Annotated in this window: 12 protein-coding genes; 5 read left to right on the top strand and 7 right to left on the bottom strand. The window is 39.5% G+C overall.

The genetic code is table 11. The annotated features are described in order from the left end of the window. The gene (locus CLV48_RS17790; RefSeq protein WP_106568643.1) at window positions 1–480 is read right to left on the bottom strand and encodes an Mpo1 family 2-hydroxy fatty acid dioxygenase; all 480 of its coding nucleotides are present in this window, start codon (window positions 478–480) and stop codon (window positions 1–3) included. Window positions 481–558: 78 nt separating this feature from the next. Here CLV48_RS17790 and CLV48_RS17785 point away from each other — a divergent pair, with 78 nt between their 5' ends. The 3 genes from CLV48_RS17785 to CLV48_RS17775 are packed head-to-tail and all read left to right on the top strand — an operon-like array spanning window position 559 to window position 3,816. Next, a complete protein-coding gene (locus CLV48_RS17785) occupies window positions 559–1,683 on the top strand; it encodes an NAD(P)/FAD-dependent oxidoreductase (RefSeq protein ID WP_106568642.1) in 1,125 nt (374 codons plus the stop codon). Window positions 1,684–1,735: 52 nt separating this feature from the next. After that, window positions 1,736–3,217 (top strand): Na+/H+ antiporter NhaC, encoded by a 1,482-nt coding sequence (gene nhaC / locus CLV48_RS17780; protein ID WP_106568641.1) that lies wholly within the window; start codon window positions 1,736–1,738, stop codon window positions 3,215–3,217. After that, a complete protein-coding gene (locus CLV48_RS17775) occupies window positions 3,214–3,816 on the top strand; it encodes a 3'-5' exonuclease (protein ID WP_106568640.1) in 603 nt (200 codons plus the stop codon). Before nhaC ends, CLV48_RS17775 begins: the two co-directional genes overlap by 4 nt. A gap of 305 nt (window positions 3,817–4,121) precedes the next feature. On the opposite strand, the gene CLV48_RS17770 is transcribed toward CLV48_RS17775, so the two are convergent. Beyond that, window positions 4,122–4,745: a YigZ family protein gene (locus tag CLV48_RS17770; RefSeq protein ID WP_106568639.1), complete on the bottom strand. Its 624-nt coding sequence runs from the start codon at window positions 4,743–4,745 to the stop codon at window positions 4,122–4,124. Window positions 4,746–4,828: 83 nt separating this feature from the next. Between CLV48_RS17770 and CLV48_RS17765 the strand changes: the two genes are divergently transcribed. Beyond that, window positions 4,829–5,260 (top strand): sugar 3,4-ketoisomerase, encoded by a 432-nt coding sequence (locus tag CLV48_RS17765; protein ID WP_106568638.1) that lies wholly within the window; start codon window positions 4,829–4,831, stop codon window positions 5,258–5,260. 6 nt (window positions 5,261–5,266) lie between these two features. Further along, window positions 5,267–6,232 carry a glycosyltransferase family 2 protein gene (locus tag CLV48_RS17760; RefSeq protein ID WP_106568637.1) on the top strand — a complete coding sequence of 322 codons (966 nt, stop codon included), beginning with the start codon at window positions 5,267–5,269 and terminating at the stop codon, window positions 6,230–6,232. Here the strand turns inward: CLV48_RS17760 and CLV48_RS17755 are convergent. Genes CLV48_RS17755 through CLV48_RS17735 form a run of 5 tightly spaced genes read right to left on the bottom strand, consistent with a single transcriptional unit; the run spans window position 6,229 to window position 13,309 of the window. Beyond that, window positions 6,229–7,500, bottom strand: a complete 1,272-nt coding sequence (locus CLV48_RS17755) for a M16 family metallopeptidase (RefSeq protein ID WP_106568636.1) — start codon at window positions 7,498–7,500, stop codon at window positions 6,229–6,231. The two genes, CLV48_RS17760 and CLV48_RS17755, sit on opposite strands and share 4 nt — an antisense overlap. Continuing rightward, window positions 7,497–8,714, bottom strand: a complete 1,218-nt coding sequence (porV, locus tag CLV48_RS17750) for a type IX secretion system outer membrane channel protein PorV (protein ID WP_106568635.1) — start codon at window positions 8,712–8,714, stop codon at window positions 7,497–7,499. The genes CLV48_RS17755 and porV overlap by 4 nt, the downstream gene beginning before the upstream one ends. Continuing rightward, complete coding sequence (porU, locus tag CLV48_RS17745; protein ID WP_106568634.1) at window positions 8,711–11,971, bottom strand: type IX secretion system sortase PorU; 3,261 nt, start codon at window positions 11,969–11,971, stop codon at window positions 8,711–8,713. The genes porV and porU overlap by 4 nt, the downstream gene beginning before the upstream one ends. Continuing rightward, on the bottom strand, window positions 11,955–12,659 hold the full coding sequence (pssA, locus tag CLV48_RS17740; RefSeq protein ID WP_245889606.1) for a CDP-diacylglycerol--serine O-phosphatidyltransferase: 705 nt from the start codon (window positions 12,657–12,659) through the stop codon (window positions 11,955–11,957). Before pssA ends, porU begins: the two co-directional genes overlap by 17 nt. Continuing rightward, window positions 12,656–13,309: an MBL fold metallo-hydrolase gene (locus CLV48_RS17735; RefSeq protein ID WP_106568632.1), complete on the bottom strand. Its 654-nt coding sequence runs from the start codon at window positions 13,307–13,309 to the stop codon at window positions 12,656–12,658. Before CLV48_RS17735 ends, pssA begins: the two co-directional genes overlap by 4 nt. Window positions 13,310–13,345 lie beyond the last annotated feature (36 nt).

Raw genomic sequence — 13,345 nt, 5'->3', positions numbered from 1 at the left:
TTAATAGGCCAGTCCAAGTTTTTTATAGATAAAATGCATTAACCATGCGGGCCCAATAAGCAAGAATTGCAGGTCTTTTAAGAAGGATGGTTTTTTCCCTTCGATTTTGTGTCCCCAAAATTGGAAGATCCAGGCAATGACGAAAATTCCAATACTTAATGCCCAAAGTGGAATTGGAGAAATCAATGTCAGCAAATTGGCCAAGGCAAGGCAAATTGCTGAAAAAAAGAACATGCCCAACGCAAGGGGAGGAGATAAAGAAACATAATAGAAAAGGACAACCAAGAGGACCAGGCTTGCCCAATTGGCAAAACTTCCAAGGAAGGGCAATAAGCCCCCCAAAAATTCAGACGGAATGCTGAAAATCAAACCTACTATGCTAAAAAATATAGCAGGTACACAAATCCAATGTATCGTTTTATTGGTCTCATTTTGATGACTGAGTCCATATTCATAAAGTAGTTCATCAATTTTTCTCATGGTATTTTGGGGTTTAGAAGCTTATGATTGGATAATATCCATGAATTTAATAAATAGCCTGAAATATATGATGTTCTAATGCTGAGTTATTGGGAGAAAAAAAATTTCCTTCACCAAGATCTAATAGTGATCGGTGCAGGTATTGTGGGATTATCTGCTGCAATCCAATATAAAGAGCGCTTCCCTGAAAGATCAGTTTTGGTCCTGGAAAGGGGGCTGTTTCCTTCAGGGGCCAGTACAAAAAATGCAGGATTTGCCTGTTTTGGCAGTTTGACTGAGATTTTGGATGACCTGGACGTATTGACTGAACAAGAAGTACTTGGCTTAGTTCAGAGACGTTATGAGGGGCTCTTGGGAGTAAGGGAAAAATTTGGGGATGCCCAGCTTGATTATAAGCCACATGGGGGATTTGAACTGATTACAGATAAGGAAATCCATTTTTTGGAAAAATTGGATCAGGTAAACGAAATGCTCCGTCCCATTTTTGGGAATAATGTATTTGAAGTGCTTGATAGTTTCCAAAGTATGGGTTTTGGAAAAGAAGTAAAAGCTATAGTTAAAAATCCATTTGAAGGAGAATTAGACAGCGGTAAGTTTCTCAATGCTTTATGGGAGCGAAGTTCTGAGCTGAGGATAAAAATCCTAACCGGATGTAAGGTTTTGGCCATTCACCCAGATGAAAAGAGGGTAGAAGTTACTGATGCCGCCGGTATGCCCCTTTTTTTCCAATCGCGGCAATTGGCCATATGTACCAATGCATTTACCAAGTCACTATTACCTGATCTAGATATCAGACCGGGCAGGGGACTAGTGCTGGTCACTGCTCCAATGAAAAAGGAAATCCCTTGGAAAGGTTCATTTCATTATGATAAAGGGTTTGTCTATTTCAGAAACATTGACAACAGGCTGTTGTTGGGAGGGGGAAGAAATAAGGATTTTCAAGGTGAAGAAACGGTTGAATTTGGCATAAATCCAAAAATCCGTGAATACCTCATTTCAATTATGGAAAAAATTATTTTTCCTCATGGGATGCCTGAAATAGAAATGGAATGGTCAGGAATAATGGCCTTTGGGCCGGATAAAAGACCCTTGGTCAAGTTGATTAATCCGGATGTAGGTATTGCTGTCCGTTTGGGAGGAATGGGAGTTGCAATAGGATGGCAGACCGCCAGGGAGATGGTAAATCTGTTCGATGCACATTGATATTGCAAAATTTTATTAATTTCAGATTTTAAAATGTTTTGATCTTTATTGAATGTCAACTAGTCGAAGAGCCCCATCCCTGCTGGAATCCTTATTTCCTATATTGTTTTTAATTGTCCTATTGGTTGTCAATATTATGATTTTTGGCACAGATGGCTTGTCTGGGTCTAATCAGCTTGTTCTTGTAATTTCCTCTGCCATAGCAGGTTTGGTGGCAATTTTCAGGCTGAAAATCAAATGGGACAGACTTCAGGATGGTATTGTCAAAAGTATTTCATCAGCCATGTCCAGTATTTTGATTTTACTTTTGATAGGAGCCTTGGCGGGTACCTGGTTGTTGAGCGGGATTGTTCCGGCAATGATTTATTATGGTTTGCAGATTCTTAATCCAACAATTTTCCTGATCGCGGCCTGTATCGTGAGCGCCATAGTTTCTGTAGCTACAGGAAGCAGCTGGACCACTGTAGCAACAGTGGGCGTGGCATTATTGGGGATTGGAAAGGCTTTGGGCTTTGGTGAGGGAATTATTGCAGGCGCAATATTGTCCGGAGCTTATTTTGGTGATAAGATGTCACCCTTATCAGATACCACCAACCTGGCCCCTGCGATGGCAGGAACAGATTTGTTTACACATATCCGTCATATGACCAAAACCACCGTTCCTTCCATATTGATTACATTGCTGATTTTTGGGGTAATTGGATTTATTTCTGGAGCCGAAGGTTCGGTATCCCAGGTCAAAGAAATATCAGCTGTCATTGTTGAGAACTTTAACATCAATGGATTGTTATTTATAGTACCTGTGTTGGTACTCATTATGATAGTCAAAAAAGTACCCGCAGTACCTGCTTTATTGGCAGGGGCATTATTGGGAGGTGTTTTTGCAATTATTTTCCAGCCACAGGTTATTTCTATCATCTCCGGTGAGGAGGGGGGTACTTTCCTCTATCAGTCTTACAAAGCTGTAATGATGGCTCTGTATGGAGAAATCAGCATTACTACGAGTAATGATGTGGTCAATGAGCTCTTGGTTACCGGAGGCATGTCCGGAATGTTGAACACGATCTGGTTGATCATTTGTGCGATGATATTTGGTGGTATAATGGAAGAAAGTGGCATGTTAAAAGTATTGGCTGAGGCTATTATTGAAAAGGTTCATTCAGTGGGTTCTTTGGTAGCCTCCACTGCTGCCACCTGCGTGTTTTTCAATGTCACTACTTCTGACCAATACCTGGCTATACTTGTGCCAGGTAGAATGTATGCTGATATTTACAGGAAAAGAGGATTGAAACCTGAAAACCTTAGCCGTACTTTGGAAGACAGTGCTACAGTGACCTCAGTTTTGGTGCCCTGGAATACTTGTGGTGCTACCCAGGCATCCGTACTGGGTGTTGCTACTTTAACTTACGCACCTTATTGTTTTTTCAATATCATATCTCCCTTCATGACCATTTTGTTCGGATACTTTAAATTGGGCATGACCTTCTATACAGAAGAAGAAATGATGGAGATCAAAAAAGAATTGGCTTTATGATCCTTAAGAAAATCACTAAGGAAGAAATTAACGAATTACCCCTTGGACAGTTTGATGGTGAAATCGTTTTGGTCAATTCTTTAGATCAAATCAAGGAAGTAGCCGATGAACTTTCAAGGCATAAATTGCTGGGCTTTGATACAGAGACCAGGCCTTCATTTCGAAAAGGTACCCAATATTATGTTTCCTTACTTCAGTTAGCGACTAATGATGTGGCCTTTTTAATTAGGCTCAATGAAGTTGGTATGCCGGGCTTGATCCAGGAAATATTGGAAGAACCCCGTATTATCAAGATCGGTGCTGCTGTTTTGGATGATTTGAGGGCTTTAAGAAAAGTTTCCATTGGTTTCCAGCCCCAAAGTTTTTTTGATCTGAATGATGAACTCAAAAAGGTCGGCTTTGAAAATGTGGGGGTGAGAAATCTTGCTGCAATGGTTCTGAATATGCGGATATCCAAATCAGAACAGGTTTCAAACTGGGAGGCAACAGAATTGACTGACAAGCAAATGCTCTATGCTGCTACTGATGCATGGGTTTGTTTGGAAATATATAAAAAGCTTCAGTATCAAGGATATTTGGATCAGTTGTTCAATAGGTGAAATTGAGTTGATTTTGGATTTAGGAAGGGGGTATTTTGTTCCAGATACCAAGTGCCAAGTTTTATGTATCAAGGACTTCCTGACCTATGAGTGATAAATCGGAACAATGTTTAGACAATTGGACCTTAAGGGAGAAGTTGGATGGTAGGATTTGGAAAGTGGAGCGGAATTTTTGTGGGCTTTTATTACTGTCGTGGGTCCATTTAAAACCAAACATTTACCACAGACTAAATATGGCGTAAGATCTTATTTGAATTTGATTTTTAACTACAAAAGGGCACTAAAGGGCATATTGGTTCTTGTTTTTAAGAGTCGCCCAGGTTATGTATTTCCACTCCATTCAAATCTGAGATTTTATTTGTAATTTCTTCCAAAAGCTTTTGTCTTACTTCCAGTATGATTTGACATTGGTTCTCAAAATGCTGTTCAATGATCTGAAGCTCATAATCTTTGATCAATTTCATGACCTCATTCATATTGAGGTATTCAAAATCAAGTTTGACTCTTTCATGCAGTACAGCGGTAATGATTTCATTGTTGGCAATGGCATCCGAAGCGGCTGTTTTATAGGCGTGTATCAATCCACCAACACCCAATTTGGTACCCCCGAAATACCTCACTACGACGATCAGGACATTGCAGAGTTGATGGGATCTAATCTGACCCAAAATGGGATCTCCTGCCGAGTGATTGGGCTCGCCATCATCATTTGCCCTGAAAATTGACTGGTCTTTACCCAATATGTAAGCATAACAATGGTGCCTTGCATCGTAATACTTTTTTCTTAACTGATCCAATTTGTCTTTTATCTCGGCTTCATTCCTTACAGGATAGGCAAAAGCCAAAAACTTGCTGCCCTTCTCTTTGTAGAGGCCTTCGGAATCCTCCTTTAATGTCAAATAAGTGTCAATTTGATTGATTGCCGACATATTACTGAAATCCTTTCTCCGCCAAAATTAATAAAATCGGATGGGGATAGGTGGATTTAACTGGATAAGTTAATTTTGGATTCATGAAAACAAAACTTCAAAGGCCTGAATTGATATACCTTCATAGCCATGTTTCTGAAACTGGCAAACTCACCTTTTTTGAAGGAGATGGCCTTTTCCCTTTTCCCATTCGTAGATCATTCTGGATATTGGACGTGCCTAATGGTAATCAGCGTGGGATACATGCCCATAAAGAGGAAAATCAGCTTTTAATTTGTCTGAAAGGAGAAGTTGATGTTAACCTCGAATGCATTGACGGCAAGCAATACCAATTTAAGCTTCATAAAGAAAATGAGGCCTTGTATCTTCCAAGGATGACCTGGTCCTCTGTTAAATTTGGTGAAGGAGCAGTATTGCTTGTGATGTCCGATAGGGCATTCGATGAAGATGATTATCTGAGAGATAAAAATCTGTTTAGGCAATTACAGCTGGACTATCTTAAAACTTTTGAATAAGGAAAAATGAATTCAGCTCCATTGGTAAGTATCATTTGTACGGTATATAATCAAGAAGATTATGTCAATGAGGCATTGGATGCTGTGCTTGAGATTGAATATCCAAATTTGGAGCTGATTATTGTGGACAATGGAAGTACAGACTATTCCGGTCGGCAGATCAAGAATTGGCTGGAGGAACATGGAGGGAAGCTGCAGGTGATTTTTATCTCCCGTTCACCCGGAATGCCATATTGCAAAAGTTTTAATATGGCCTTTGAACAAGCAAAAGGGGATTACTTTATAGACCTTTCAGGAGATGATTTAATTTGTAAAGAACATGTTCAGAAATCAGTAGCCCATCTTGAGAAAAATCCCTTTGCAGCAGTTTGCTTTTCGGATGCCCTCCTTTTTTCCAAGGGGAAGCAATTAAGAACTTTCTATAAAAGAAAGGTTTCCGGAGAGCTTCAGTCAGCTGTAAGTGAGGGGGATATTTATGAACTTTTGGTTGCCAAGCACCATTGTCTTTCTGTCACTATGGTTATCCGGTCTTCGGCTTTTAAATTTGAGGGAGCTTATGATGAGAGTTTGGCATATGAGGATTTTGATATTCAGGTAAGGTTGGCAAGGAAGTATCCCTTTGTTTTTTCGGATCATATCGGAATCAAAAAAAGAATACACTCCAAAGCCATGTCAGTAGACCAATATAAGAGGTACAAATCTGTCATGCTTCCTTCGACTTTGAAAGTCTGTCAAAAAATCAAAACCATGAATAGGACCCAAAAGGAAGATTTGGCACTATTGAACCGTGTGCAATTTGAATTGAAGCATGCCCTTCTCTCAGCCAATTTTCAGGTAGCAGGAGAATTTGTCGAATTGGCCCAGGAACTGGGTGCTGAAGGATTGGGTTTCAGGCTATATAAAAAATGGCTGAAACACCATTGGGATGTTTCAGCCATCTATAGTTTTTTAGAGCAGCTTCGAAGGAATTAACCCACAATGATCTCTACCATTTTTTCTTTTGAAAGGTATTTTTTGCCAATCTCCTGAATCTGCTCAGCTTGGAATGTCTTGATAAATTCTAATTGCTTTTTGTAAAATCCAAAATCCAATCCCGACTGATGGATAGACTTAAATCTCGAGATCAGTTCAAAAGCTGAACTGAAATTGGAAAGTAAATTTCCGATCAGGTAATTGCGTACAGTTTCCAGTTCATCTAATGGAATTTCCTCCATTTGAAGTTTATGGATTTCTTTATAGATCTCATCAATGACTGCTTCTCTGTGTTCTTTGATGACATCGGCCATGACCACCCAATAGTCAGTGGCCTGAAGGCTTCCTATACTACTGTAAATGCCATAAGTATGTCCTTTGTCTTCACGGATATTTTTGATCAACCTGCTTCCAAAATATCCTCCAAGGAACACATTGAATACCCAAAGGCCGAAATATTCAGGGTGGTTTTTTGGAATAAGATGGCAACCGACCCTAATGCTGGACTGCAATGCTTTTTCTCTATCTTCTACCAATCTTAAATGATTGCCATTTCCAAAATTAGGGAGCTTTTTCTCAATTTGAACTACCGGTAATTCACCAAAAAGCCCTTCTATAAGTTTGATTTCCTCCGTGCTCAAATTGCCAGTAAGGAAAATTTCAGGATTTATCCATAATTGCTTATGATAGAATTCAATAAGATCTAATCTTTGAATTTCCTCTACATCTTTTTCTTCTGTTATCTGACCATATGGATGGGACTTCCCAAAGAGTTCCTGCCGGAATAATTGGGATGCCCGATTCCCGGTTTTCTCTTTTAGGATGTTTAAACTCAGGATTTTTTGTGATTTCCTTTTAGCGAGTTCTTTCTCAGGAAATAAAGCTTCTGTAAGTAATTTGAAAAATATGGGTAAAACGGTTTGAAAGTGCTTTTTGGTCGTCAAAAGAGACAAACCATGATGCTCAAAGGTATTGATGACTTCGACCTCTGAAGCATAGGTATCAAAGAAATCATCCAATTCGGCTGAAGTTTTGCCTTTAATCCCCTCCATTAGCATATGAAGGGTAAAATAAGAAGCAAGTTTTTTTTCCTCCATCCCTAGTGTTGCCGGTGCATCTGAATTGATTTCCAGCCTGATGGCACTGATTTCTGGTGTGGGTATAAAATACAAACGGACTCCATTTTTTAGAGTCCTGTGTATAGGTAAAGGAAAGTCAATTCTTTCCGGAATTTGGAATGCCGGAGCAATTGATCTGTCTACAGTCATAATCTTGGAATATTGTAAGTAAGGGATACCCTAAGAGTCTCTGCTAATGGATGGTTCTGTGTTTGTGGTACAAGGTAAGAAAAGTCAAAAGCAAATTTTTCTTTATAGAGGTAACCCAGTCCCATGGTAAAATACCTTCTGCCTCCCTTGTTTGGGTTTTCAAAGAAATAACCCGTCCTTAAGGCAAACATATCATTGTATTTATACTCCATGCCATATGAAATCATCACCTCCTGCATCTCCTCCCTGAAACCTCCTGGCGCATCTGCGAAGGATCCAAACATACCGGACAATAAGGGTCTGTTAGGATTCCTTCCTGATTCAACAATAAGGTTTCCATTGGAATCTGTTGCCAATGAACCGTCCTCATTTCTTCTCCAAATTGGAGGAGAAGGCACCAGTAATTTATTGAAATCCAGGGCAAATGTCAGGGAGTTCATTTCGTTGAAGTTGACAGTGTAAGCTGTCCCCAATCTTAGATTGGCAGGAATGAAGTCCAAATCTTCAGCACTGTTGTAAGTGATCTTAGGGCCGATATTTGTAATAGTGGCACCCCAGGAAAACACCCCTGATTTTTCACCCGGAAATACTTCCTTGGTGTAATAAAGACCAACATCAGTTCCCACGCTTATACCTGGCCGGCTTTCACTTCCTCCAACTGAGGAAATATTACCTGATAAATTGGAATGGATAAACCTAGCAGAAATACCTATACCCAAATTTTCTGAAAGTTTTCTGGAGTAAGTACCTCCAATAGCAATGTCACGAGGTGTAAATTCCCCAAGTTCGTTGCCTCTTCCATCCGTGAGCTGTATATCTCCCATATTGAAATACCTTAGATCGATACCCCAAGCTGAAACATCATCTATCTTTTTGTATCCAGTTAGATACGAGACAAACATGTCATTGACCAGCCTGCCCAGCCAAGGGGAATAGGAAAGAGAAAATGCCATGTCATTTTTCACGAAAGACAACTTTCCCGCATTCCAATGGGCAGAAAACGCATCAGGACTTGTAGCCACACCAACATCTCCCATAGCGGAATGTCTACTATCAGGGGCAAAATTTAAAAATGGAACAGCAGTTGTGATAACTCGCCTATTGGGATCCTGACCGGTAATAATGGGGGAATTCTGTGCTAGGGCTTGTATGGACAGAAGGATTATCCCTAAAAAAATAAATGAACTAACTAATGGTTTTGCCGTTATTTTCATTGAATAATTATTTTTCCGCTCCAAGAATCTGAAGTGCCATCTACTTCAGACCTTAGCTGTAACTTGTAAATATACGTTCCTTTTGTGGGATTTTTCGTTTTGGTATGGAAAAAAATCCACTCCAAATCTTCCAAAATATTTTCCGCCTCAACATAACGTTTTGAGATGTTGAATATTGTTTCTCCCATCACTGAGTAAACCTCAAAAGTAAGTAATAAGTTTTCTCCTGGCCGGTTGTGGAGGATTCTAAATTTACTTAATTCATTCGCAGGATTAGGATAAGTCAGGGCATGAAGGATCTGTATCTTAAGACTTCCTCTTACTTCTATACTGCTGTTCAGTTCAGATTTATTGCCTGAATTATCCCATGCTGATATTTTTAGACTATTCAGGCCTTCCTGTAAGTTGGTCAGGTCAGTAATTATTTCTCCTTTTTTAAAACTGCCATCCAAAGCGAAAAAATGCCTGTTCAGCAATATAGGTGGATCATTATTGATCTGTAAATTAATTCCTTGATTTGGGTCGGATCCGGAAATATTAATGCCGCTTTCGTCCTCAAGCTGGATTTTAACAGGATAAGTTCTGGAAGGAATAATAGGGGCGGTAAGTTCCAGATTTTCCCCAAATAACAGCCTGATTTTTGGTCCTTCTAAATCTTCGGGTTGATTTGGATCCATACCTCCAATTATCAGTCTTTTTGCCCCGAATGCTTCCTCATTTTTACTTTCCAATTCAGCGAAAATCCTTAAAGTTCCTATCCCATGCTCCATTTCAATGTTTCCAGGCAGTATCAAATCCGCAATAAATTCACCATCATTTACTTTCCCAATTCCCTGGAACAAAAGGTTATTTTCCTCCCAAAACTCAACTTCGCTGCTTTCATCTCCCAATGTTTTGACTTTATTGGGGCGGTCAAAAAGACTCAGGATAAATTCTCCTTTGGTATTGATCAAATGGGCACCCGTTAATGGCTCTATGATCTTACCTTTAATTTGGACTTGCTGCAATGCCTTCAGGGTATCTGTTTCCATTTCTAACCTTATATCCCATATTTCAGGGGCGTCAGCCTTTAGTTCGGGTACTGCAAGTCTAAGAGAAGGATCACCTATCAGTGAAAAATTCCTGTTAAAGGGGCCATTAAGACTGTTGTTTTTTGTGGATTTAAAAATGCTCCCAAGGTCCTGAAAACTTCCGTTTTCCCTTTGAAAAACTGCTTCTATAAAAGCTTTATTCAAAGAAAAATTCAATGAACTGAAAACAGGTCTCCCTGTAGTCAATAAACCTATGGCCCCTTTCCTTGGGGCAAATAACAGGTCTTCAGCTCCTGAACGGATAAATGGACTGTCTTGTCTACCAAATTCACAGGTAGCTGTTATAAACAAAGGCAAAAAGGTATTTTCCGGCCAATCGTTGATATCAGAAACAGTAAAGACCCTTTCTGCTGTTAAAGTGGTTTCATTGCCATGTCCAATATAATTCAAAAAAAGGACCCCTTCTTTGATTGTTGATTGTAAAGCATCCCTAGCTTCTGGTGATCTTTGGATATTATTATTCCTTTCCTGCTCAAACCTATCCAAATAAAGTTTGACGATTTCAAATTCAGGATGGTTTTCCTGGATAAAATTGGCATGACTTTCAGCATCATTCAAATGGATGTTATTGTCCCCATCATCTGCAAAAAATGCCAGCCGGCGTTTCCAGGTGCCTTCCATTCCCAGCATGGATTCATAGGAAATGATTTTGTTAACAGCTTCTCTGGCTTCCTGAAAGTTGGTTGCAGGAATCCTTCCAACCCCAACCTGTAGCAGTTCATCTCCAGTGGTATTTTCTGCCCATTCCCCTTGGCCAAAGTCCAGAAAACCAAAATAATCATCTGAACTGAATGTGCTTAAAGGATCTAAACTGTTTCTTGAACTGTAAGTAGGTACCAAATTAGGTCTGCCCCCCAATATTCCTTTGTAATCAAATGTACCTTTGCCAAAAAATAACACGTTTTTTAAAGCCCTGTTTTGATGGTACTGGAAAGCAAGGAAATTTCTAAATGCTGTAATGTCTTTATTTCCATAAGCAAATGCCTCATATAACTGCGATACTGTATAGACCTGCGTCCTAATACCAATTTGATTTTTGTGGGATGCCAGACGGTTTGCCTGGGACAAAAGGGATGAGGAGGTGATGATGATCAATTGAGGGTTATCCCTTTCAGTTCTGGCCTTTAGATCAATACGTTCCAGATTACTGATTGTTGGGATGTTTTGTAAATTGAAAAGTAAAAGTTGATCTCCTGATTGGGCAAGTACGGGATTTTCTATGGAAGTTACTTTATAAAATCCGCGGACCAACCACTGCTGAAACCCAGTCCTTTTAGGTACTACTCCACTTTCTCTGATCAAATACTTACCGGATGGGGCTGAAGAAGGAGAAAAAGGAAAAGCCAATAGGCCATGTGAAAGATAGCCTGTTCCATTTACATCCCCACTATTGAAATTGGCCTGAATATTATAATTTGGAGAGGGGGATAAATTTGTTCGGAAAGTATTCTCCCGCCCTTTAATGCCGTATTGGGAATTGGGAATACTTGCAATCGAAAGGTTACCCACCAAAGTATTGTTATGGAAGAATTCCATTCTTCCTTCAGATAATGATTGCCCCATTACTTTCAGAGTCAATTCTGGACTGCCATTGGCACCTTGCAAGGCGGAGAAATTAAAAGAAATCCTGTCCCTATTGAAAATTGGTCTTGAATACCAGGATCTTCCAGAGGTCAAAAGGTTGGTTTCTTCCCATTTGATAAATTGAATTCCAAACAATCTTGGTAATTCCGGACCTGAGGCCGGTACTGTGGAATCAGGAATTTCTAAATGCTTTTCTGCTGGTCCCAAAAGGTAAAACAAAGTGTCCGAATAATGATGAACCTGGAAATCGAAATTCCCGTCATTGACAGTAATTTGGTGAGGTCCTGTAAGGAAAAAATACAAATCATTTCCAATTCTTTTGGTAGGGATTTGTCTAAATTTTAAGTCCAGGCTATCAAGCTTTTGGGGCAACATCCCGGGGGTGCCATAAATTCCAATTGCATCAAGGTTGGAATAACCTAATGATTGTGCCTGCTGTGCTGTAATTTTATACACACCTGCATCAATAATTGGAAATTTGAAGAAAGCCTGATTTTGTTGGGCCAAAGTCCAGGTGTGCTCAGCAAAAAAGAGACAAAAAAAGCAGAGAGAAAAGGTATAGAATCTAATCGACTTTAGCATTTTTGGTTATTAATCCCTCCATCACCGACAACACAATATAAGAAATTATTACAAAAGGAATTCCACCTAGGCCAAAAGTCAAAATACAGACCAAGCCCATCAAAAGCGTCAAGTATCGGAATACATTTTCCCTGATTCCGAAGTTTTTGAATTTTAAAGCTATCAGAGGCAATTCAGAAATAAGAAGAAAAGATAAAATCAATGCCATGCCCATAATGAAATAAGGCTCGTTGAATACCTGATCCAATGAAGGAAAACGTTCTTTCAAAAAAGGAAGCGTACTGATCAATAAGGCATTGGCCGGGGTTGGGAGTCCTATAAATTGATCTGTTTGCCTGGTATCAACATTGAATTTTGCCAAGCGAATTGCTGAAAATATCCCAACGATAAATACAAAAAAAGGTAAGTATCCCAAATCTGAATGTTGTGTAATCATTTTTAAAAGGATAAAAGAGGGCAATACTCCAAATGTTACCAAGTCTGCCAAAGAATCCAATTCTTTTCCAATCTCTGAATGAACTTTTAAAACCCTTGCTAGGAAGCCGTCCAGAAAATCAAAGAGGGATGCAAGGAAGATGAAATAGGCCCCATAATGGATATTTCCTTCCAATACAAAATAAATTCCCAACATACCAGAAAGCAGGTTGAGAGAGGTAAGGGTATTGGGGATTTGCTTTATGATCATCAGAATCTCGCTCTTTTACCTACAAATGGGTTATGTTCTTTCTCAAATGCAATATTAGTCATGGGACCATGTCCAGGATAAACTTTGGTAGTGTCAGGTAATGAGAACATTTCAGTCCTGATGGCATTCAAAAGCGTGTCATGATCTCCACCTGGTAAGTCCGTTCTTCCAATGCTTCCTTGGAAAAGAGTATCGCCAGCAATACAGATCCCTGTTTCTTGATGGAAAAATACCAAGTGCCCAGGTGAATGCCCCGGGACAAACCTGATTTCCAGGCTGCTGTTGCCGAATTTTATCCGATCGGTCTCACTGATAAAGTAATCTGGGTGTGATTCTTCATAACCAGCAAAGCCATAATTAGAAGCATAGCTAGTTACTGACTTGAGTACAGGTTGTTCTTTTTGATGGAGGTAAAGTGGTACCCCATACTTCCATTTGACAAAAGCATTACCCAAAACATGGTCTATATGGCAGTGGGTGTTGATCAGCATCTTAAGTTCAAGCTCTTCATTTTCTATAAAATCGCTGAGTTCCTTTTGCTCATATTTTTCAAAACACCCTGGATCAAAAATCACTGCTTCACGGGTTTCGTCATAAAGCAGGTAAGTATTTTCCATAAAAGGGTTAAAAGTGAAAGATTTGAGTTGAAGCATATACAATCTTGTCGTTTAGGTCTCAAAATAACAAAG

It is taken from the genome of Cecembia rubra (assembly GCF_003014575.1).
Classification (GTDB): domain Bacteria; phylum Bacteroidota; class Bacteroidia; order Cytophagales; family Cyclobacteriaceae; genus Cecembia_A; species Cecembia_A rubra.
This window is presented reverse-complemented; position numbering and strand designations above follow the sequence as displayed.